Source organism: Klebsiella sp. CN_Kp106 (assembly GCF_040064575.1).
GTDB classification, from domain to species: domain Bacteria; phylum Pseudomonadota; class Gammaproteobacteria; order Enterobacterales; family Enterobacteriaceae; genus Klebsiella; species Klebsiella michiganensis.
In genome coordinates, this window is the sequence record NZ_JBEAIG010000068.1 from 183,351 (window position 1) to 201,600 (window position 18,250).

An 18,250-nucleotide genomic window follows, 5' to 3' on the forward strand; every position below is an offset into this window, starting at 1 on the left:
CTTTCATCGGGAAAACAATGATGATACTTAACCGCATAAAGCTGGCGGTGGACCGCACGATCGCCGCATTCTCCGTCGCCGTTATGATTGCGCTGGTTGTTTGCGTCGTCTGGCAGGTGTTCAGCCGCTACGTACTCAACCAGCCCAGCACCCTGACCGACGAGCTGGCGCGCTTTTTGATGATCTGGGTCGGGCTACTGGGTGCGGCATATACCGTCGGCGCCCAGCGTCATCTGGCTATCGACTTACTGGCGATGACGCTCCCTCCCCGCAGGCAGGCGCTGCTCAGCGTCATCATTAATCTGCTGATCTTTATTTTTGCCGGATCGGTGATTGTGACCGGCGGCGTGAAGCTGATTGAAAAAACGCTGTCGACCTCCCAGGTCTCAGCGGCAATGCAGATCCCCATGGGCTACGTCTATCTGATCCTGCCGTTAACCGGCCTCATTATGATGTTTTACGCAGTATGTTTTGTCAGCAACGGGCTAAAAAACATGAAGCACGCTGAAGCGGGGGCAAATTGATGGACAGCTATATCGCACTGATGCTATTTGGCTCTTTCTTTATTCTGGTTTTTATTGGCGTACCTATCTCCTTCTCTATCGGCATCGCCACCGTCGGTTCAATGCTGCTGATGTTCCCGTGGGATATCGCGGTGATTACCGTTTCTCAGCGCCTGGCGAACGGCCTCGATAACTTCGCCCTGCTGGCGATTCCATTCTTTATCTTTGCCGGTACGCTGATGAACAGCGGCGGGATTGCCATACGCTTAATCAATCTGGCTCAGGTGATGGTCGGACGCGTACCGGGCTCTCTGGGCCACGTCAACGTGCTGGCAAACATGATGTTCGGCTCGATTTCAGGCTCGGCGGTCGCCGCCGCCGCCGCGGTAGGGGGCACGCTGAACCCCATTCAGACGCAAAAAGGCTACGATCCGGCTTTCTCCACGGCGGTGAACGTCTCGTCGTGCATCACGGGCCTGCTTATTCCGCCGTCAAACGTGCTGATCGTCTTTTCCCTGACGGCGGGCGGCGTGTCGGTCGCGTCGCTGTTTATGGCCGGCTATCTGCCGGGCATTCTGATGGGCCTGGCTATTATGGTGGTCTGTGCCGTCATTGCTAAACGTCGCGGCTATCCGGTTTCTGAACGCCCCACCTGCGCCCAGGCGGCAAAAGCGTTTTTCGACGCCCTGCCCAGCCTGCTGCTGGTGATTATTGTGATGGGCGGGATCCTCGGCGGCATTTTTACCGCTACCGAAGCGTCGGCTATCGCCGTGGTCTACACCTTTATCCTGTCGGTGCTCATTTATCGGGAAGTGAAATGGCGCGATCTGCCGAAGCTGATCCTTGAATCGGTGGTGATGACCTCTATCGTGCTGCTGCTGATCGGCTTTTCCGTCGGCATGTCGTGGGCGATGACCAACGCCGACATTCCCTACATGATAAGCGATGCGCTAATGGGGGTGTCAGAAAACCCGGTGGTGATACTGCTGCTGATTAATATCGTGCTGTTAATCGTTGGGATCTTTATGGACATGACCCCGGCGGTGCTGATTTTCACGCCGATATTCCTGCCCATCGCGCAGGATTTAGGGATGGACCCGGTGCATTTCGGCATCATGATGGTCGCCAACCTGTGCATCGGTCTGCTGACGCCGCCGGTAGGCAGCGCGCTGTTCGTTGGCTGCTCCATTTCCGGCGTTAAAATTCAGCAGCTCATCAAACCGCTGCTGCCGTTCTACGCCGCCCTGCTGATCGCGCTGATGATGATTGTCTATATCCCGCAGATCTCGCTGTTTATTCCGCAGCTGCTGGGGCTGATGTGATCGACTGACCATAATCGCTACCTGCGGGCGCAGGTAGCGAAATAAAACTTACTTTAACGACCCCACCAGCGCTTTACGGCTCTCTTCGAGGGAGACCACGCGGCTGCAGACATCCTTACCAAACTGCTGGAAATCGGCTTCCTGGTTTTTCCATTCATCCTGAATGGCCGTTTGCAGGCCGCCAAGGCTGCCGAGGATCCCCTGCAGCGGGTTACCGCCGCCTTTAAGAACCGCCTTCGCCCCCATCTCGTTGATGCTATCCTGCAGAATGCCGCCCATCGCCTGATTTACCAGCTGCTGGCCGTCGGCGCGCACCTGATCGATGGCTTTATAGTGGAAGGTCAGGCCATCGTTACGATGTTCAATTATGCGGCTCATTTGCGCTTTCAGCTGCGCATCAAGCTTGGTCAGGCGGCTATGCATGCTGCTGCTGGCCCCCACCTGTTCGGTAATAATTTTATCCAGCGCGGCGCGGCCTTTTTCTACCCGCGTGCGGGCGCCTTCATCAATCCACGGCAGGCTGCTGCGCAGGCCAGCCTGATAGTCCTGAGCCTGCTCGCGCTGAGCGGCGTTCAGGGAATACGCTTTACCGTTAAAGGTCAGGTTACCGTCCGGCTTAATCACCAGATCGCCGTTTTCGCCTTTTACCTGCACCTGCTGCGGGCTGAGGATGACATCGTCACGCGGCGTGACGCTACACTGGTAGTCCGCATGCGCGGACAAAGCGGTGACGGAAAGCGCCAATGCCAACAGCGTTTTGCGCATCATTTAACTCCCTTCAGACAAAACGGGCCGGCAGTTGCCGACCCTTGTCAAACTTAGTCCCACCAGATATCAAAAAGTTCGCTGGTGCGTACATCGGCAAGCCCGCGGTCTTCCAGCCATTTACGTACGATGGCCTGGTGTTCCTCGGTGCATTTGCCGATTTCCTGCAGGCAGATCAGGCCTTCCCAGGAAAGATAACCGCTGCCGTCAAAGGCCAGCTTATTAGGCTCAATCACCTCATCAATCAGATCGTTAACGGTCTGGTCGATCTGCTCTTCGCTGGTTCCATCCGCGAAACGCCACGCGACGGAAAAACCCACTTCCTGAAACTCGTCGATATGCATTTTTTTACGCAGACGACGGCTACGATTCGTTGCCATTATTTCACCCTCTCGAACATTAAGTCCCATACGCCGTGGCCAAGACGATGGCCACGCTGTTCAAATTTGGTTACCGGGCGCGATTCCGGGCGCGGCACATAGTCGTTGCTTTCAGACCGGTTACGATACCCTTCAAGCGAGGACATCACTTCCAGCATATGCTCGGCATATTGCTCCCAGTCGGTCGCCATATGGAAGACGCCGCCCAGCTTCAGTTTACTTTTCACCAGTTCGGCAAAAGGCGGCTGAACGATACGGCGCTTATTATGACGCGCTTTGTGCCACGGGTCAGGGAAAAACAGCTGCACCATGCTCAGAGAGTTATCCGGAATCATCGTATGCAGCACTTCCACCGCATCGTGGCACATGACGCGCAGGTTCTGCACGCCCTCTTCTTCGGCGGACGCCAGGCAGGCGCCGACGCCCGGCGAGTGCACTTCAATGCCGAGGAAATTCTGCTGCGGCTTCTCTTTCGCCATCGCCACCAGCGAAGCGCCCATACCGAAACCGATCTCCAGCGTGACCGGCGCCTCACGGCCAAACAGCGCGGCGAAATCGAGCGGCGCATCGTTAAATTCAACGCCCATCACCGGCCAAATATTGTCCAGCGCGTGCTGCTGACCTTTGGTCAGGCGACCCTGACGACGGACGAAGCTGCGAATACGGCGCAGCGGACGGCCGTTTTCATCGAATTCCGGAGATATGACGTCGTTTTTCATAAAAGTTAAGTCTGCTTGTGAGAGTGTTCGGAAAACGGGCATTATCCAAAGTTACCCGGCGGATGCAAGGGTTTACAGCCTCTCGCCCTTGTGCTGCAATCTGCCACCTTATAATCGCTATCCCGGAGCCGTAGCTTTGACTTTTCCCGCCGCGCAATTTTCAGCCCAGGTGCTGGACTGGTACGACAAATACGGGCGTAAAACCCTGCCCTGGCAAATCGGCAAGACGCCCTACAAAGTATGGCTCTCCGAGGTGATGTTGCAACAAACACAAGTGGCGACGGTCATCCCCTATTTTGAACGCTTTATGGCGCGTTTCCCAACGATTACCGACCTGGCGAACGCGCCCCTCGATGAAGTCCTGCATCTGTGGACAGGACTTGGCTATTACGCCCGCGCGCGCAATTTACATAAAGCGGCGCAGCAGGTGGCCACCCTGCACGACGGCAAATTCCCACAGACCTTCGATGAAGTCGCCGCGCTGCCGGGCGTGGGCCGCTCTACCGCCGGCGCGATTTTATCCCTTTCTCTCGGTCAGCATTATCCGATTCTCGACGGTAACGTGAAGCGCGTGCTCGCGCGCTGCTATGCTGTCAGCGGTTGGCCGGGGAAAAAAGAGGTTGAGAAACGCCTGTGGGAGATCGCCGAGGACGTTACGCCGGCCAAAGGCGTCGAGCGTTTTAACCAGGCCATGATGGACCTCGGGGCGATGGTGTGTACCCGCTCGAAACCAAAATGCGAGCTCTGTCCGCTGAATAACGGCTGCATGGCCTACGCAAATCATTCATGGGCTCAATACCCAGGCAAAAAACCGAAACAGACGATCCCCGAGCGTACCGGCTATTTCCTGCTGATGCAGCACGGCGACGAGGTGTTCCTCTCCCAGCGCCCGCCGGTGGGCTTATGGGGCGGTTTGTTCTGCTTCCCGCAGTTTGAGGATGAAGATGCGCTGCGGGCGTGGCTGGCCCAGCGTCAGATTAAGACCGATAATCTGACGCAATTAACCGCGTTCCGCCACACTTTCAGCCATTTCCATCTGGATATTGTGCCGATGTGGCTTACAGTGCACTCATCCGGCGCATGCATGGATGAAGGGGGCGCACTCTGGTATAACTTAGCGCAGCCGCCGTCCGTCGGTCTGGCGGCTCCCGTGGAGCGCTTGTTGCAACAGTTAAAAGCCGGAGCACCGGTTTAGCTTTCTGGCGATTAAAGAGGATTAAGAATGAGCAGAACGATTTTTTGTACTTTCCTGCAGCGTGAAGCCGAGGGCCAGGATTTTCAGCTGTACCCGGGCGAGCTGGGCAAACGCATCTATAACGAAATCTCCAAAGAAGCCTGGGCCCAGTGGCAGCATAAGCAGACGATGCTGATCAACGAGAAAAAACTCAGCATGATGAACCCGGAGCATCGCAAACTGCTGGAGCAGGAGATGGTTCAGTTCCTGTTTGAAGGTAAAGACGTGCACATCGAAGGCTACACGCCGCCAGAAAAACAGTAAGGGCCTGACGGCCCTTTACAACAATAAACACAACACGCACTCCCGGAATGATGAAAAAATACTTAGCGCTAGCGCTGATTGCGCCTTTGCTCGTTTCGTGTTCCAGCTCAACCAAAAAAGGCGCCGAGTACAACGAGGCGTGGGTAAAGGACACCAACGGCTTTGACATTCTGATGGGCCAGTTCGCCCATAACATCGAGAATATTTGGGGTTATAACGAAGTTCTGCTCGCCGGGCCGAAGGACTACGTCAAATACACCGACCAGTATCAGACCCGTAGCCATATCAACTTTGATGCGGGGACGATTACCGTCGAAACCATCGCCGGCACCGACCCGGCCGGGCGCCTGCGCCAGGCGATTATTAAAACCCTGCTGATGGGCGACGACCCAAACTCCATCGACCTCTATTCCGACGTCGATGATATTCAGATTTCAAAAGAGCCGTTCCTGTACGGTCAGGTGGTGGATAACACCGGCGAGTCGATTCGCTGGGAGTGGCGCGCCTCGCGCTTCGCCGACTATCTGCTGCAAACGCGCCTGAAAAGCCGCAGCAACGGCCCGCGCATGATCTACAGCATCACCATCAACCTGGTGCCGAACCACCTCGACAAACGCGCGCATAAATACATTGGCATGGTCCGTCAGGCATCGCGCAAATACGGCGTTGATGAATCGCTGATCCTGGCAATTATGCAAACCGAATCTTCCTTTAACCCCTATGCGGTCAGCCACGCCGACGCGCTGGGGCTGATGCAGGTGGTGCAGCACAGCGCCGGGAAGGACGTATTCCGTTCGCAGGGCAAATCAGGCCTGCCGAGCCGCAGCTATCTGTTCGATCCGGTCAATAACATCGACACCGGCACCGCCTATCTGGCGATGCTGAACAACGTCTATTTGTCCGGCATCACCAACCCGACCTCGCGTCGCTATGCGGTCATCACCGCCTATAACGGCGGCGCGGGCAGCGTGCTGCGGGTCTTCTCCAGCGATAAGGTTCAGGCGGCGAATATCATCAACAACATGACGCCGGGCGATGTTTATCAAACCATCACCAGCCGTCACCCCTCCGCCGAGTCGCGCCGCTATCTGTACAAGGTTAACTCTGCACAGAAAGGCTACCGCCGCAGGTAATCCCCCTTCAGCGCCCCTGTTTCCTCCGGGGCGCCTTCCTTCTGCTATACACAATAGAGTTGCGCAACTGTTTTGCGATTTTCTGCGGCAGTTAACAAAAGCATCCATCGCATAAATGATAGAATCCAACCAAAATAACGCCATAAATGTTATTTAAAACACAAAACAATTCTATATCCGTGAGGATCAAAACATGAATCTTAAGCTGCAGCTCAAAGTACTGTCGTTCCTGCAGTTCTGCCTCTGGGGAAGCTGGCTGACCACGCTCGGCTCGTATATGTTCGTCACCCTCAAGTTCGACGGTGCGGCCATCGGAGCGGTCTATAGCTCACTCGGTATCGCCGCGGTGTTTATGCCGACGCTGCTCGGTATCGTTGCCGATAAATGGATCAGCGCCAAGTGGGTTTATGCCATTTGCCATCTGGTCGGCGCGCTGACGCTGTGGCTCGCCGCCCAGGTCACCACGCCGGGGGAAATGTTCCTCGTCATCCTGCTCAACTCGCTGGCCTATATGCCAACGCTGGGGCTGATTAACACCATTTCGTACTACCGCCTACAGTCTGCGGATATGGATATCGTGACCGATTTCCCGCCGATTCGTATCTGGGGCACCATTGGTTTTATCCTCGCCATGTGGGGCGTCAGCTTCTCCGGCTTTGAACTGAGCCATATGCAGCTCTATATCGGCGCGGCGCTCTCCTTGCTGCTGGTGCTCTTCACCCTGACGCTGCCGCATATTCCGGTGGCTAATCAGCAGAAAAACCAGAGCTGGACCGCCATGCTGGGCCTTGATGCCTTCGCGCTGTTTAAAAACAAACGTATGGCGATCTTCTTTATTTTCTCGATGATGCTGGGCGCCGAACTGCAAATCACCAATATGTTCGGCAACACCTTCCTGCACAGCTTTGATAAAGATCCGCTGTTCGCCAGCAGCTTTATCGTACAGCACGCCTCGGTGATGATGTCGATTTCGCAGATCTCGGAAACCCTGTTCATCCTGACCATCCCGTTCTTCCTCAGCCGCTACGGCATCAAAAACGTGATGTTGATTAGTATCGTGGCGTGGATGCTGCGCTTCGGCCTGTTCGCTTACGGCGACCCGACCCCGTTCGGCACCGTGCTGCTGGTGCTGTCGATGATCGTTTATGGCTGCGCCTTTGACTTCTTCAACATCTCGGGTTCGGTGTTTGTGGAAAAAGAGGTTCGCCCGGAAATCCGCGCCAGCGCGCAGGGGATGTTCCTGATGATGACCAACGGCTTCGGCTGCATACTTGGCGGGATGGTAAGCGGTAAAGTGGTGGAGCACTTTACCGTCGAAGGGATCACCGACTGGCAAACCGTGTGGCTGATTTTCGCCGGCTATTCGCTGGTTCTGGCTTTTGCCTTTGTGGCGCTGTTTAAGTACAAGCACGTCCGCGTACCAACCGGGGCGCAGACCGTCGCACATTAAATAAACGGCTTACCCCAGATTTACGAATAAAAAAACGCGCCCCGGTGTTATCAACGGGGCGCGTTTTTTATGCTTTCAGCACATAGCCATATAGCCGCTTAATGCCGTCAGGGTCCGTTTCGCTGTAGACCCCCTGGAGCTCCGGCGAGAAGCCCGGCAGCATATTGACGCCTTCCTCCAGCGCCAGAAAATAGCGCAGCACCGCCCCGCCCCAGATTTCGCCAGGCACGACGCACAGCACGCCCGGTGGATACGGCAGCGCGCCCTCCGCCGCAATGCGCCCTTCGGCTTCGCTTAAGCGCACCAGCTCAACGTTACCGCGAATAAACTCGCGGTTGGCGTCCTGCGGGTTCATCACCGCGCGCGGGAAGCTCCTCTTGCGGAACATCTCTTTTTGCAAATCCTTCACGTCAAAGCTGACGTACAGGTTATGCATTTCCTGGCACAGCTCGCGGATGGTGTAATCCCGATAGCGCACCGGATATTTATTAAAGATGGTCGGCAGAACGTCGGCCAGCGGGGTGTCGGATTCAATATGCTGCTCAAACTGGGCGAGCATCGCCACCAGCTGCGCCAGCTTCTCGGCGCTCTCTGCGGGCGTCAGCAGGAACAGAATGGAGTTCAGATCGCACTTCTCCGGCACGATGCCGTTTTCGCGCAGGTAGTGGGCCAGAATGGTCGCCGGGATACCAAAATCGGTATATTTTCCGCTCTCCGCATCGATCCCCGGCGTCGTCAGCAGCAGTTTACAGGGGTCAACGAAATACTGATCGCTGGCATAGCCTTCGAAGCCGTGCCAGCGCGCGCCCGGCTCAAAGCTAAAGAAGCGCCGTTCGCGGGCGATGGCTTCAGTGGGATGATCCTGCCACGGACGCCCCGCCACCACCGGTGGAATAAACGGCTGGATCATTTTGCAGTTGGCGATAATCGCCTTGCGCGCTTCAATACCCAGCGCCACGCACTCCGCCCACAGGCGGCGCCCGCTCTCTCCTTCGTGAATTTTGGCATTCACGTCCAGAGCGGCGAACAGCGGATAAAACGGGCTGGTCGAGGCGTGCAGCATAAAGGCGTTGTTGAGCCGCTTATGCGGGCAAAAACGTTCCTGTCCGCGCAGGTGGTTATCTTTTTTATGGATCTGCGACGTTTGCGAAAAACCGGCCTGCTGTTTGTGCACCGACTGAGTGACAAAAATGCCCGGGTCGTCCGGCGTCAGGTCCAGCAGCAGCGGCGAACAGTCGGCCATCATCGGGATAAACTGCTCGTAGCCGACCCAGGCCGAGTCAAACAGGATGTAGTCGCACAGACCGCCGATTTTATCGACCACCTGGCGGGCGTTGTACACCGTCCCATCATAAGTACCGAGCTGAATCACCGCCAGGCGGAACGGGCGCGGCGCATCGGCTTTTTCCGGCGCCGTCTCGCGTATCAGTTCGCGCAGGTATTTCTCATCGAAGCAGCGATCGTCGATACCGCCAATAAAACCAAACGGATTACGCGACGCTTCGAGATAAACCGGCGTTGCGCCGGCCTGAATCAGCGCGCCATGATGATTGGATTTATGGTTGTTACGGTCAAACAGTACCAGATCGCCGCGCGTCAGCAGCGCGTTGGTCACCACTTTGTTCGCCGCAGAGGTGCCGTTAAGGACGAAGTAGGTTTTATCGGCGTTGAAGACCTTCGCCGCGAACTTCTGCGCGTGTTTGGCAGACCCTTCATGAATCAGCAGATCGCCAAGCTTAACGTCGGCGTTGCACATGTCGGCGCGAAAGACGTTTTCACCAAAGAAGTCGAAAAACTGCCGTCCCGCCGGATGCTTCTTAAAGAAGGCGCCGTGCTGATGGCCCGGACACGCGAAGGTGCTGTTATCCATCTCAACGTATTGGGTCAGCGTATCGAAGAACGGCGGCAGCAGGTTCTCTTCATAGCCGCAGGCGGCGGCTTCCAGTTCGAGCCACTCCTGCTCTTTGCCGCTAACGATGGCCGTCACGCCTTCTGGTTTTTCGTGGTCAGCGTCACTGAACAGATAAACCGGCAGGTTGAACCCGGTGCGTTTCAGTAACGCAAGGATGCCGCTGCGGCTGTCCGCTACGGTAATGACGACTGCCGCCACATCGGTAAAATCTGTACTGTCCAGGGCCACCACGCGACGGTGGGTGGACAGGCGGGATACCAGCTCGCGGCTGGCGGCAATGTGCATTGATTTCATGAGCGCGAATACCCGTTTCCGGAGAGTAAAAGGCTTCGGCCAGGGCGTCTGGGCTCTGGCCAACGAAATGTCAGGGTCTGGCTGGATCCCAGCTCCGACCGCCAGACATCAGTAAAAGCAGACCGCGTCCGATCTTACTGTTGTCCTGCAGTGAGCCTGCGTTACGCTCACCGCATGGTGGGCAGAAGTTGCAGTGTAAGGGTAGCAAGACGAGGCTGCCTGCGCATCTGTACGCAGCGGCAACGGCGATGTAGCGGCGATGTCGTCATCACGGCGGCCTCATTCAGGAGAGGAGAAAATTCGCGCAATCATGTCACCTTTAAATCTACCGCGCAAGATGAATTACGTATGCAGCCATACCACGGATGCGCAAGCCTTTTGGCCCGTTTAGCGTCATAATAATGCAGTCATTAGGGATAATTAACAGGAGTCATGCTGTGGTTACAGGGCCATTTATTAACGCCGGCGCGGTCCTTTTGGGCGGCGTACTCGGCGCACTCTTAAGTCAAAGATTGCCGGAACGGATTCGTACATCAATGACCTCTATTTTTGGCCTCGCGTCGCTGGGCATCGGCATTCTGCTGGTGATCAAATGCGCCAACCTGCCGGTGATGGTGCTTTCAACGCTGGTGGGCGCGCTGCTCGGCGAAGTGTGCAACATGGAGAAAGGCATTAATACGCTGGTCAGTAAGCTCCAGCAGCTGCTTTCGCCCAAAAAGGGGCAGAAAAAGGTCTCAGCGCATGAGTCCTATATTCAAAGCTACGTCGCGATAATCGTGCTGTTCTGCGCCAGCGGAACCGGGATTTTCGGCGCGATGCGCGAAGGAATGACCGGCGACGCCAGCATTCTCATTGCCAAAGCGTTTCTCGACTTCTTTACCGCCACTATCTTCGCCTGCACCCTGGGGCTGGCCGTCTCGGCCATTTGCGTACCGATGCTGGCCATCCAGCTGGCGCTGGCGGCCTGCGCGTCGCTGATTATGCCGTTAACCACGCCGATGATGATGGCGGATTTCACCGCCGTCGGCGGTATGCTGCTGGTCGCGACCGGTCTGCGCATCTGCGGAATTAAAATGTTCGCCGTGGTGAATATGCTGCCGGCCCTGGTGCTGGCGATGCCGATTTCAGTGGCCTGGACGGCGTTTTTCGCCTGAAGATGCGTGCTTTTGACGCAATGTGGTGATAGATTGTTCAGTCTGCTGCGAAACAGATAAATTTCGTTGACGAGGTGCGGTGAATCAGGTTTAATGCGCCCCGTTGCCCGGATAGCTCAGTCGGTAGAGCAGGGGATTGAAAATCCCCGTGTCCTTGGTTCGATTCCGAGTCCGGGCACCACTATTTAAAGAACCCGCCCAAAAGGCGGGTTTTTGCTTTTCTGCGGCCGGACTCTCCATCGAACTCCGTTCGATTATTCGCCGCACAGCAGTCTTAATTTGCAAGATATTGGGTGGAAACTCGCTTATCAGAAGTTATACCCAAAACAACATACTAAATCCGGTCAAAACGACGATACAAGCGACATTCAAAAACAGGCCGGCGCGCATCATCTCCTGCTGCTTGATATGGCCGGTGGCGAAAACGATAGCGTTTGGCGGCGTCGCCACGGGCAGCATAAAAGCGCATGAAGCAGCAATGGCAATCAATACCGACAGAATCACAGGCGACATGCCGAACGCTTCGGCCACTGAGGCAAATACGGGAATGAGCAAAGCGGCGCTGGCCGTATTACTGGCAAACTCGGTCAGAAACACCACGAATGTTGCAATCACCAGGATAATAATAAATATCCCCATATGAGCCACCATCCCGCTAATCTGGTTTGCCAGGAACAGACTGGTGCCGGTCTCTTTCAACACATTACTTAAACAGATACCACCGCCGAATAATAACAGCACGCCCCAGTCAGCCGTTTTTTCTATATCCTTCCAGTGAACCACCCGGGCGAAATTGACTAATATAATGGCGCCTAAAGCCACGATGGTATCGAAGGATTTAAAACCGCCCAGCAGATCGTTAATAGGTCCGCTGAAAATCCAGAAGAATACGGTAAGGCCAAAAATAGCCAGGGTGACTATTTTGCCTTTATCCCAATCGACCTGTTCACTATTCGTTTCGAAGGTCCCCTTAAGTTCCGGCCTGAACACGAGGTAAAGAATCGCAATAGCGACTGGCAGTAAGACGATCATTGCCGGGAAACCGAACTTCATCCAGTCAAAGAAGGAGAGCCCCACCTCGGCGGCGGCAATCGCATTCGGTGGACTGCCGACGATGGTCGCCATTCCGCCAATGCTGGCGCTATAGGCAATACCGAGGAGCACAAACACATAGGTCGAATGGCGGTTTTTGCCATCGACTTTACTCAGGATCCCCAATACCAGCGGCATCATCATTGCGGCCGTCGCCGTATTACTGATCCACATTGACAGCAGCGCCGTCACGCCAAATAGCATAAAGACCGCGAGGCGCATTTTGCCCCTCGCCATCGCTAATACCTTATCGGCAATGACTTTATCCAGCCCCTGCACATGCATCGCCGCCGCCAGAGCAAAGCCGCCGAGGAAAAGGAATATCGTAGAGTTAGCGAAACTGTTTAGCGCCGCCTGGGTATTAAATACCCCCAGCAGCACGGCCATAACGGGAACCATTATTGCCGTAACGGTCACGTGCAACGCTTCCGTTAACCATAATACGGCGATAAAAGCGAGCATACTCAGCCCCATGACCACCTTCGGCTCATAGGGTAGCGTGTTGTAGAGAACGATAAACAGAACAATATCGAGCAAAATGATGATGCTGTTACGATTAAAAAACCACTCGTGGGTATTGGTGGGTAAAGGACTCATGTCGTTTTTATTCATAGTAGCTTCCTTGTAACTGGTTACGACTGAATCATTACATGTATATGTCTTTCAGGTATAAATTATGTTCCTGTTCTGTTAACTGGATCGTACCAGACAATTTCCCGCCTGAATGACACCCAGGTCAGGATATTTCCGGAAAGAGGTTCCTGATATAGACGATTTATTGAAGCGAGCAGGCCGACTTTATTAGCTTTAATTTCCTTCGTCTGAATTTCTGTCTTTGGCTGCCGCGCCGGTATACGCGGCGTTGATAGTTTCACCAACATCTAAAATAGCCCCAGAGATCCATCGATTATTTTCGGCAATCCATTTCTGAAATAGAGATAAAGCAGCGCGTAAAAACGGATAATTCGGTGAAAAACCGGGCAAAAGCGCGCTATTCTGGAAATCAACACGCCCAGGCGGCTAACTACCTTTCCCTCCGGACGGCTAAAAAGCATCTTATATTCCTTTTTGCTCTTAGCGGCAGACAAAAGTTCTTTAAAATGCCAATTTTGCAGCCCTACCATTCAAATCATCTCGATACGAATGGGCAAAATGTTATGTCAGTTTTTCATTCCGTTAGCGACCTGATTGGTCATACTCCCCTGCTGCAGCTCCATAAGCTTGATACCGGCCCCTGCAGCCTGTTTCTAAAACTGGAAAATCAAAATCCCGGCGGCTCGATAAAAGACCGCGTCGCGCTATCCATGATTACGCAGGCAGAGCGCGAAGGGAAATTAAAACCCGGCGGCACGATTATCGAAGCCACCGCCGGCAATACCGGCCTCGGTCTGGCGCTGATCGCCGCGCAGAAAAATTATCGCCTGATTCTGGTGGTGCCGGACAAAATGAGCCGCGAGAAGATTTTCCATCTGCGCGCGCTGGGAGCGCAGGTGCAGCTTACCCGCTCGGACGTTAACAAAGGCCATCCCGCCTACTATCAGGACTACGCCCGCCGCCTTGCCGACGAAACGCCAGGTGCCTTTTATATCGACCAGTTTAATAACGAGGCTAACCCGCTGGCGCATGCCACCACCACTGCCCCGGAGATCTTCCAGCAGCTGGATGGCGATATTGACGCAATCGTCGTCGGCGTCGGCTCCGGCGGAACGCTCGGCGGGCTTCAGGCCTGGTTTGCTGAGCACTCCCCTGAAACGGAATTTATCCTCGCCGATCCGGCGGGCTCCATTCTGGCGGACCAGGTCGAAACCGGGCGCTACGGCGAAACCGGCTCCTGGCTGGTGGAAGGGATCGGCGAAGACTTTATTCCGCCGCTGGCCCATCTTGAAGGCGTCCGCAGCGCATACCGCGTCACCGATAGCGAAGCTTTCGCCACCGCCCGCCAACTGCTGCAGGTTGAAGGCATTCTGGCAGGCTCCTCTACCGGAACGCTGCTCACCGCCGCCCTGCGCTACTGCCGGGCGCAGACATCCCCTAAACGCGTGGTGACCTTCGCCTGCGACAGCGGCAATAAATATTTATCAAAGATGTTTAACGATGACTGGATGCGCCAGCAGGGCTTTTTAAGCCGCCCTTCGCGCGGCGACCTCAGCGATTTTATCGCCCTGCGCCACGACGAAGGGGCAACCGTCACCGCCGCGCCGGACGATACCCTGGCGGCCATCCTCGCGCGTATGCGCCTCTACGACATCTCGCAGCTGCCGGTGCTGGAAAACGGCCGCGTCGTCGGCATCGTCGACGAATGGGATCTGATTAGCCACGTCCAGGGCGACAGTCAGCGCTTTTCTCTGCCGGTCAGGGAAGCGATGACCCGTAACGTGGAGACCCTGGATAAGCACGCGCCGGAAAGCGCGCTGAAGACCATTTTCGATCGCGGCCTGGTGGCCGTTATCGCCGACAACGATCGTTTTCTTGGCCTCATTACCCGCAGCGATGTGCTGACCACCTGGCGTAACCGACTCGAACAGTAAGGACTTCTCAATGACAAATTTGCATACCCTGAGCGTACATAGCGGCACATTTACCGATGAACACGGCGCGGTGATGCCGCCTATTTATGCCACCTCCACCTTTGCTCAGCCCGCGCCGGGCCAGCATACCGGGTACGAATATTCGCGCAGCGGCAACCCGACCCGTCACGCGCTGGAGACGGCGATTGCCGACCTGGAAAGCGGCACGCGCGGCTACGCCTTTGCTTCCGGCCTTGCGGCCATCTCAACCGTGCTGGAGCTGCTGGATAAAGACAGCCACCTGGTCGCCGTCGACGACGTCTACGGCGGCACATACCGGCTTATTGAAAACGTTCGCCGCCGCAGCGCCGGCCTGCGGGTGAGCTGGGTGAAGCCCGACGATCTGGCGGCCATCGAAGCGGCTATTCGGCCCGATACGCGCATGATCTGGGTTGAAACGCCGACCAACCCGCTGCTTAAGCTGGCCGACCTCAGCGCCATCGCCGCCATTGCGCGGCGGCACAATATTATCAGCGTCACCGACAACACCTTCGCCTCGCCGGCTATCCATCGTCCGCTGGAGCTGGGCTTTGATATCGTGGTGCATTCGGCGACCAAATACCTTAACGGCCACTCCGATGTGGTCGCCGGGCTGGCGGTGGTCGGCGACAACGCCGCGCTGGCGGAAAAGCTGGGCTACCTGCAAAACGCGGTCGGCGGCGTCCTCGACCCGTTCAGCAGCTTCCTGACGCTGCGCGGTATTCGTACCCTGGCGCTGCGTATGGAGCGCCACAGCAGCAATGCGCTGCTGCTTGCCGAGTGGCTGGAGCAGCAGCCGCAGGTCGAAAGGGTCTGGTTCCCGTGGCTGGCCTCGCATCCGCATCATCAGCTGGCGCGCAGGCAGATGGCGCTTCCCGGCGGAATGATCTCCGTGGTGGTCAAAGGCGACGATGGCTACGCCGAGCGGATCATCCGCAAGCTGAAGCTATTTACCCTCGCGGAGAGCCTCGGCGGCGTGGAAAGCCTGGTGAGCCAGCCGTTTAGCATGACTCACGCGTCGATCCCGTTGGAGCAGCGTTTAGCCAACGGCATTACTCCGCAGCTGATTCGTCTGTCGGTAGGGATTGAGGATCCGCAGGATCTGATCGCCGACTGGCGTCACGCGCTGCGCGACTAAGCAGATTGCCCGGCGGCGGCTAACGCCTTGCCGGGCGACAAGATCCCCCATCACATCAGGCCCGCCGCCCGGCAGAGAATTAAGCTGTCTGCCCGTTCTGGCCCTGCCCCTGCAGAAGATGCTCAACAAAGCGCGTCAGCTTCGGCAGCGGCCGCAGATCCTGCCGCCAGAGCAGGTGAATCGGCCTCGGCTGCGGGGTATACGCCTCGAGCACGCGCACCAGTTTGCCGCACTCGAGCGCATCCGCCAGCAGCACCTCCGGCTGCAGCAGCAGCCCGGCGCCGGCGATCGCCGCCGTTCGCAGCGCGTAGCCATCATTACAGCGCAGAACAGCGTCGCGCTTCCAGCGTACGCCCTCCTCCGCGCCCGGCAGCTTCCACTCATTGCGCGCGGTCCACACCGTATGCGACAAACAGAGATGATCGACCAGGTCCGCAGGCGTTGTCGGCGTACCGTGGCGGGCTAAATACCCGGGCGCGGCGCAGATCGTCATCCGGTAGGGCGCGAGATACTTTGCCACCAGATCGTTATTGCGGATCTCGCCGATGCGGATCGCCAGATCGATGCCCTCATCCACCAGATCGACCATCCGGTTGGTCAGATCCAGCTCCACGCGCACGTCGGGCCAGGCCTGCAGAAACGTGGCGGTCAGCGGGGCAATCACGCAGGCGCCAAACGACGTCGGCGCGCTTATCCGCAGCGTGCCCGCGGGCGCGACCCGTAGTCTCTCCACTGAACTTTCGGCGATGGAGACCTGCTCCAGGACGCGTTTCGCCTCGTCAAAATAGACCCGCCCGGCGTCGGTCAGGCTCTGGCGGCGGGTATTGCGCTCAAGAAGACGGGTATTAAGCTGCCGCTCGATCAGCGCGATATATTTCCCGACCATCACCGCCGACATCTCGAGCCGCGCTGCGGCTTCGGTAAAGCTTCCGCACTCCACGACCGCAATAAAGGTCTCCATCGCCCGCAGCTTATCCATATTACAAACCCCTGGTTAGCAATCATTTAACTTTTAGCCAGTTTATCCGATATTTGTTTTATTAAAGAATAGCCTCTCACCCGAGAGAGGAACCTGCTATGAAAATCATCATTATTGGCGCCAGCGGTACCGTTGGCCGCGCGGTTGCGCAAGAATTAAACCAGCGTCATGAAGTCATTCGCGTCGGCCGCACTCAGGGCGACTATCAGGTCGATATCACCTCACAGCAGAGCGTGCAGAACCTGTTTGCGAAAACCGGTCGGGTAGACGCGATTGTTTCCGCCACCGGCAATCTCTTCTTTGGCCCGCTGGCGACCATGACCGACGGCGATTTCAACCAGGGCCTACAGGATAAACTCCTGGGGCAGATTCGCCTGGCGCTGACCGGCCAGCATTATCTGAACGACGGCGGATCTATTACGCTGATTAGCGGGATCGTCGCCCATGAGCCCATCGCTCAGGGCGTCAATGCAACCACCGTCAACGCCGGGCTGGAAGGATTCGTTCGCGCCGCCGCCTGCGAACTGCCGCGCGGAATACGTATTAACCTGATTAGCCCCACCGTATTAACGGAATCGGCGGCAGCCTACGACGGTTTCTTCCCCGGTTTTACCAGCGTCCCCGCCGCCAGCGTGGCTCAGGCCTACCGCCGCAGCGTAGAAGGCGTTCAGAGCGGACGGATCTATAAGGTCGGCTACTGACCGGTGCCGCTGCGGGCCGGAATTACGCTGCCGGCCCGCGACGGCGCTTACATCCTGTTTCATCAACGGCTACACTGATCCTTCAATTTGCCTTTTTGAATGACTCATGTTGAAGAAACTCGTTTTTATTGCCCCGCTTTTGGCGCTTATCGCTCTACTTATCTGGTGGTTCACGCCCCGCTACGCCGAAGAGGACGTCGCGTACTACCGCTCCGTCTTCTGCGTTATTGACCATCAGGACAGCCGTGCGTTTCTCCGCGATATGGAAAATATGATTGAAGGCGGCAATTCGGATTATGCGCTGCATAAGACCCACTACGTGCCCGCTCTGGGCCAACGGATGCTGGACACCTGGCAGCAGTTGACGCCGGAAGAGCAGAAAAGTATCAGCCAGGACCAGCAGCGCTGTCGCCAGCTGATGAGCGAAAAGCAGCGCCCGGATTAAGGCGTATTACTGCGCAAAATGACTCGCTGACAATAATAGAAAATAACATTCTGCTGCGACGAGCGGAATGTTAAACATAAACATGGCGAATGAATAACAGTATTTAGCGCGCGAAAAAGTTATATTTAATCGATATCCCGACGTTATTATCACCCTATTTATTTTAAAAAAATCGTTCTGGAAATAATTCCGTCACAATCTCCTCTTATATTTCCAAGC

At 56.2% G+C, this 18,250-nt stretch carries 18 protein-coding genes and 1 tRNA gene; 12 read left to right on the top strand and 7 right to left on the bottom strand.

Going from position 1 to position 18,250, the window contains the following annotated elements:
• Positions 1–20: 20 nt before the first annotated feature.
• Both ABLU96_RS22990 and ABLU96_RS22995 read left to right on the top strand, forming a co-directional pair.
• Complete coding sequence (locus ABLU96_RS22990) at positions 21–524, top strand: TRAP transporter small permease (RefSeq protein ID WP_014226842.1); 504 nt, start codon at positions 21–23, stop codon at positions 522–524.
• The gene (locus tag ABLU96_RS22995; RefSeq protein ID WP_004105725.1) at positions 524–1,825 is read left to right on the top strand and encodes a TRAP transporter large permease subunit; all 1,302 of its coding nucleotides are present in this window, start codon (positions 524–526) and stop codon (positions 1,823–1,825) included. The genes ABLU96_RS22990 and ABLU96_RS22995 overlap by 1 nt, the downstream gene beginning before the upstream one ends.
• Positions 1,826–1,873: 48 nt before the next feature.
• Here ABLU96_RS22995 and ABLU96_RS23000 read toward each other — a convergent pair whose 3' ends face one another.
• From ABLU96_RS23000 to trmB, 3 genes are read right to left on the bottom strand one after another with little or no spacing between them, the layout of a single operon-like run.
• A complete protein-coding gene (locus tag ABLU96_RS23000) occupies positions 1,874–2,593 on the bottom strand; it encodes a DUF2884 domain-containing protein (RefSeq protein ID WP_009651812.1) in 720 nt (239 codons plus the stop codon).
• Positions 2,594–2,643: 50 nt separating this feature from the next.
• Positions 2,644–2,970, bottom strand: a complete 327-nt coding sequence (locus tag ABLU96_RS23005; protein ID WP_004854168.1) for a YggL family protein — start codon at positions 2,968–2,970, stop codon at positions 2,644–2,646.
• Positions 2,970–3,689 carry a tRNA (guanosine(46)-N7)-methyltransferase TrmB gene (trmB, locus tag ABLU96_RS23010; protein WP_004854170.1) on the bottom strand — a complete coding sequence of 240 codons (720 nt, stop codon included), beginning with the start codon at positions 3,687–3,689 and terminating at the stop codon, positions 2,970–2,972. Before trmB ends, ABLU96_RS23005 begins: the two co-directional genes overlap by 1 nt.
• 136 nt (positions 3,690–3,825) lie before the next feature.
• Here trmB and mutY point away from each other — a divergent pair, with 136 nt between their 5' ends.
• The 4 genes from mutY (at position 3,826) to ABLU96_RS23030 (ending at position 7,770) form a co-directional block, all read left to right on the top strand.
• Complete coding sequence (gene mutY, locus ABLU96_RS23015; RefSeq protein WP_064404242.1) at positions 3,826–4,884, top strand: A/G-specific adenine glycosylase; 1,059 nt, start codon at positions 3,826–3,828, stop codon at positions 4,882–4,884.
• Between the two features lie 27 nt (positions 4,885–4,911).
• Positions 4,912–5,187, top strand: a complete 276-nt coding sequence (locus ABLU96_RS23020) for an oxidative damage protection protein (protein ID WP_004854175.1) — start codon at positions 4,912–4,914, stop codon at positions 5,185–5,187.
• A gap of 50 nt (positions 5,188–5,237) precedes the next feature.
• Positions 5,238–6,320 carry a membrane-bound lytic murein transglycosylase MltC gene (gene mltC / locus ABLU96_RS23025; protein WP_014226844.1) on the top strand — a complete coding sequence of 361 codons (1,083 nt, stop codon included), beginning with the start codon at positions 5,238–5,240 and terminating at the stop codon, positions 6,318–6,320.
• A gap of 193 nt (positions 6,321–6,513) precedes the next feature.
• Positions 6,514–7,770, top strand: a complete 1,257-nt coding sequence (locus ABLU96_RS23030) for a nucleoside permease (protein ID WP_009651814.1) — start codon at positions 6,514–6,516, stop codon at positions 7,768–7,770.
• Positions 7,771–7,837: 67 nt separating this feature from the next.
• On the opposite strand, the gene ABLU96_RS23035 is transcribed toward ABLU96_RS23030, so the two are convergent.
• Positions 7,838–9,976 (bottom strand): ornithine decarboxylase, encoded by a 2,139-nt coding sequence (locus ABLU96_RS23035; protein WP_014226846.1) that lies wholly within the window; start codon positions 9,974–9,976, stop codon positions 7,838–7,840.
• A gap of 437 nt (positions 9,977–10,413) precedes the next feature.
• Here ABLU96_RS23035 and ABLU96_RS23040 point away from each other — a divergent pair, with 437 nt between their 5' ends.
• The gene (locus tag ABLU96_RS23040) at positions 10,414–11,130 is read left to right on the top strand and encodes a DUF554 domain-containing protein (protein ID WP_004135818.1); all 717 of its coding nucleotides are present in this window, start codon (positions 10,414–10,416) and stop codon (positions 11,128–11,130) included.
• A gap of 105 nt (positions 11,131–11,235) precedes the next feature.
• Positions 11,236–11,311: transfer RNA gene (locus ABLU96_RS23045), tRNA-Phe, on the top strand.
• Between the two features lie 134 nt (positions 11,312–11,445).
• Here ABLU96_RS23045 and ABLU96_RS23050 read toward each other — a convergent pair.
• Positions 11,446–12,834: a DASS family sodium-coupled anion symporter gene (locus tag ABLU96_RS23050; RefSeq protein WP_049082823.1), complete on the bottom strand. Its 1,389-nt coding sequence runs from the start codon at positions 12,832–12,834 to the stop codon at positions 11,446–11,448.
• A gap of 269 nt (positions 12,835–13,103) precedes the next feature.
• Positions 13,104–13,346: a hypothetical protein gene (locus ABLU96_RS23055; protein ID WP_014226848.1), complete on the bottom strand. Its 243-nt coding sequence runs from the start codon at positions 13,344–13,346 to the stop codon at positions 13,104–13,106.
• A gap of 33 nt (positions 13,347–13,379) precedes the next feature.
• On the opposite strand from ABLU96_RS23055, the gene ABLU96_RS23060 reads away from it, so the two are divergent.
• Positions 13,380–14,750, top strand: a complete 1,371-nt coding sequence (locus tag ABLU96_RS23060) for a cystathionine beta-synthase (RefSeq protein WP_064407223.1) — start codon at positions 13,380–13,382, stop codon at positions 14,748–14,750.
• Between the two features lie 10 nt (positions 14,751–14,760).
• A complete protein-coding gene (locus ABLU96_RS23065) occupies positions 14,761–15,906 on the top strand; it encodes a PLP-dependent aspartate aminotransferase family protein (RefSeq protein ID WP_004854188.1) in 1,146 nt (381 codons plus the stop codon).
• Positions 15,907–15,985: 79 nt separating this feature from the next.
• Here ABLU96_RS23065 and ABLU96_RS23070 read toward each other — a convergent pair whose 3' ends face one another.
• Positions 15,986–16,885, bottom strand: coding sequence for a LysR family transcriptional regulator (locus ABLU96_RS23070; RefSeq protein ID WP_064404247.1), 900 nt, complete (start codon positions 16,883–16,885; stop codon positions 15,986–15,988).
• A 98-nt stretch (positions 16,886–16,983) separates the two neighbouring features.
• Here ABLU96_RS23070 and ABLU96_RS23075 point away from each other — a divergent pair, with 98 nt between their 5' ends.
• Positions 16,984–17,586 (top strand): short chain dehydrogenase, encoded by a 603-nt coding sequence (locus ABLU96_RS23075; protein ID WP_025105932.1) that lies wholly within the window; start codon positions 16,984–16,986, stop codon positions 17,584–17,586.
• A 106-nt stretch (positions 17,587–17,692) separates the two neighbouring features.
• The gene (locus ABLU96_RS23080; protein WP_032692867.1) at positions 17,693–18,031 is read left to right on the top strand and encodes a hypothetical protein; all 339 of its coding nucleotides are present in this window, start codon (positions 17,693–17,695) and stop codon (positions 18,029–18,031) included.
• Positions 18,032–18,250: the final 219 nt, after the last annotated feature.

Bases quoted from the DNA above. Each gene is read 5' to 3' on its own strand.
- ABLU96_RS22990 (WP_014226842.1), top strand. From the start codon at position 21: ATGATACTTAACCGCATAAAGCTGGCGGTGGACCGCACGATCGCCGCA.
- ABLU96_RS22995 (WP_004105725.1), top strand. From the start codon at position 524: ATGGACAGCTATATCGCACTGATGCTATTTGGCTCTTTCTTTATTCTG.
- ABLU96_RS23000 (WP_009651812.1), bottom strand. From the start codon at position 2,593: ATGATGCGCAAAACGCTGTTGGCATTGGCGCTTTCCGTCACCGCTTTG.
- ABLU96_RS23005 (WP_004854168.1), bottom strand. From the start codon at position 2,970: ATGGCAACGAATCGTAGCCGTCGTCTGCGTAAAAAAATGCATATCGAC.
- trmB (WP_004854170.1), bottom strand. From the start codon at position 3,689: ATGAAAAACGACGTCATATCTCCGGAATTCGATGAAAACGGCCGTCCG.
- ABLU96_RS23020 (WP_004854175.1), top strand. From the start codon at position 4,912: ATGAGCAGAACGATTTTTTGTACTTTCCTGCAGCGTGAAGCCGAGGGC.
- mltC (WP_014226844.1), top strand. From the start codon at position 5,238: ATGAAAAAATACTTAGCGCTAGCGCTGATTGCGCCTTTGCTCGTTTCG.
- ABLU96_RS23030 (WP_009651814.1), top strand. From the start codon at position 6,514: ATGAATCTTAAGCTGCAGCTCAAAGTACTGTCGTTCCTGCAGTTCTGC.
- ABLU96_RS23035 (WP_014226846.1), bottom strand. From the start codon at position 9,976: ATGAAATCAATGCACATTGCCGCCAGCCGCGAGCTGGTATCCCGCCTG.
- ABLU96_RS23050 (WP_049082823.1), bottom strand. From the start codon at position 12,834: ATGAATAAAAACGACATGAGTCCTTTACCCACCAATACCCACGAGTGG.
- ABLU96_RS23055 (WP_014226848.1), bottom strand. From the start codon at position 13,346: ATGGTAGGGCTGCAAAATTGGCATTTTAAAGAACTTTTGTCTGCCGCT.
- ABLU96_RS23060 (WP_064407223.1), top strand. From the start codon at position 13,380: ATGTCAGTTTTTCATTCCGTTAGCGACCTGATTGGTCATACTCCCCTG.
- ABLU96_RS23065 (WP_004854188.1), top strand. From the start codon at position 14,761: ATGACAAATTTGCATACCCTGAGCGTACATAGCGGCACATTTACCGAT.
- ABLU96_RS23070 (WP_064404247.1), bottom strand. From the start codon at position 16,885: ATGGATAAGCTGCGGGCGATGGAGACCTTTATTGCGGTCGTGGAGTGC.
- ABLU96_RS23075 (WP_025105932.1), top strand. From the start codon at position 16,984: ATGAAAATCATCATTATTGGCGCCAGCGGTACCGTTGGCCGCGCGGTT.
- ABLU96_RS23080 (WP_032692867.1), top strand. From the start codon at position 17,693: ATGTTGAAGAAACTCGTTTTTATTGCCCCGCTTTTGGCGCTTATCGCT.